The sequence below is a fragment of the Clostridium oryzae genome, assembly GCF_002029235.1.
GTDB classification, from domain to species: domain Bacteria; phylum Bacillota; class Clostridia; order Clostridiales; family Clostridiaceae; genus Clostridium_AE; species Clostridium_AE oryzae.
Genome location: NZ_MZGV01000146.1, coordinates 1 through 2,030 on the forward strand (window position 1 = coordinate 1; position 2,030 = coordinate 2,030).

General features: G+C 27.0%; 2 protein-coding genes. Both read right to left on the reverse strand.

The features are described from left to right. Window positions 1–319: 319 nt before the first annotated feature. Window positions 320–838, reverse strand: a complete 519-nt coding sequence (gene infC, locus CLORY_RS22700) for a translation initiation factor IF-3 (RefSeq protein WP_079428855.1) — start codon at window positions 836–838, stop codon at window positions 320–322. A gap of 582 nt (window positions 839–1,420) precedes the next feature. Continuing rightward, on the reverse strand, window positions 1,421–1,924 hold the full coding sequence (locus tag CLORY_RS22705) for a hypothetical protein (RefSeq protein WP_079428857.1): 504 nt from the start codon (window positions 1,922–1,924) through the stop codon (window positions 1,421–1,423). Window positions 1,925–2,030 lie beyond the last annotated feature (106 nt).

The following is a 2,030-nucleotide window of genomic DNA, read 5'->3' on the forward strand; positions in this document are numbered from 1 at the left end:
ACTCCAATATTTATTTTTAAAATCCTGATACTTATCTACTAATATTTCTTTTACTGTTATTTTCTTATCTACCATAATACCTATATTTTACACACTTATCCACAACCTTGCAATTACATAGTTTCCTATAGAATAAAAAATGGTTGCACCCTATGTCGGCTGTAACCATTTTTAATGCCCTAACTCTTAATATTAACAAATTACTTTTATTTTATTCCTTGTGTTGCCTTATTCTCTTAATTCATTAACTTCAGAATATATTATCGTTTCTTTATTTAATGATTATCTTTCTTAGTTCTAACAAAAATATATCTTAACATTATCTTTTTGGAGCCAGAATCATAAACATATTTCTGCCTTCTAATCGCGGAGTTTTTTCTACAACTCCAAGATTATCTAATTTTGATATAAAAGTATCAAATACCTTAATTCCCATGTTCGTATTGTTATTTTGTCTACCTTTAAATCGTATTGAGACCTTAACCTTATCACCATTTGATAAAAATTTTTTTGCGTTGTTAGCTTTGATCATTATATCATGCTCTTCAATAGTAGCACTTAACCTAACTTCCTTTAGTTCCACAGTTTTTTGATTCTTCTTAGCTTCTTTTTGTTTCTTTGATTGCTCGTATAAAAACTTACTGTAATCCATTATCTTGCAAACTGGTGGTTTGGCAGAAGGTGAAATCATAACCAAATCCATATCTCTTTCCTGAGCTAATTTTAATGCATCTATGGTACTAATTATTTGATTTTCCTGCTCTCCCGCCAATCTAATTTCCTTTTCTCTTATACCATCATTAATGTTTACATTTTTATTAATATAAAACACCTCCAAAATTTAATTAAAATACTATTTAAAAATACAATTACGAATTCTATACAATAAATAAGCTACCATTAGCCTTAAGCATTGGTAGCATCTTAAAGTACTGTTAGTCTATTGATTCAGATAAACACTCATTAATAACATCTTCTGTAGCAATATCTATTACAGTAATACTTTTATTATTCATTTACATATCCTCCTTTATACCTTATAAAAACAGTCTCCAAAGAATACAGAAACTGTATGGCATAATGTAAGATTTCAAGTGCATTCAATATAAATACCATATGTTTTCACTTATATACTCATAAAAACTATGTTATTAATAGTTCTAAATAAATATTATCACTAATAGGCATTTATACACTACAAAAGTTAAAAAACTATTTATTATGGATAAAACTAGAATATAGATTTTGAAAAGTCTAAGAACGGATAATTAGAGATTTATCTCTTTACTAATTTTATATAATTGTAATTTTAAATAACTCTGATTAGGCAATTTGCATCTTAAAATGCTTTTATAAGTTTAACTGATGTCTAATTATACTCTATCACAGCGATAAAAACAAGTGATTATTAAAAACTTAGTTAATTGTTAGCTCGTTGTGTCATGCCCTTTACTATTTCTAAATATGATTTAGATACGTCAGGACACGAAAGTAATATGTTATCTATAACATAATCTATATTGCTATCATCAATTTTTTTCAAGTGATTACCATAATTTGAAACAACACATTCACTATCTAATGAATTATAAATTTTATCTACCATAGGTGACTGTTTAACCATGTTATCTTCAAAACAACTGTCAGAAAAGTATAATATGCCTTCATCCACTTCAAGCTGAGCATAGGAATACTCCTTTAATTTTTCAGATGAATCACCTTCTAAATCATCTGAACATTTATATTGAATATGTTCAACATGTTTTAAGTCAAATCTATTACTATATTCTTTTCTTGTTAAGAATCCTCTTGATTCTAGTTCCATGAGCCTATTTTTCATATGATCAGAAAAATTTTCTCCAAACTCTGCTATAAACTGCTTTAAAGACATTGAACTCTTAGTTCTATAAATTTGTTTAGCCATTTGTACTCTCCTTTATATTTATATTTATATTTTTACCTAATTAGTTGGTTTCCAGATATAAAAGCCACCTTTGAAAAAGGCGGCTCACATTTACTATATACTAAAT

Excerpts from the sequence above, each read along its gene's own strand:
- CLORY_RS22705 (WP_079428857.1), bottom strand. The coding sequence starts at position 1,924 with ATGGCTAAACAAATTTATAGAACTAAGAGTTCAATGTCTTTAAAGCAG.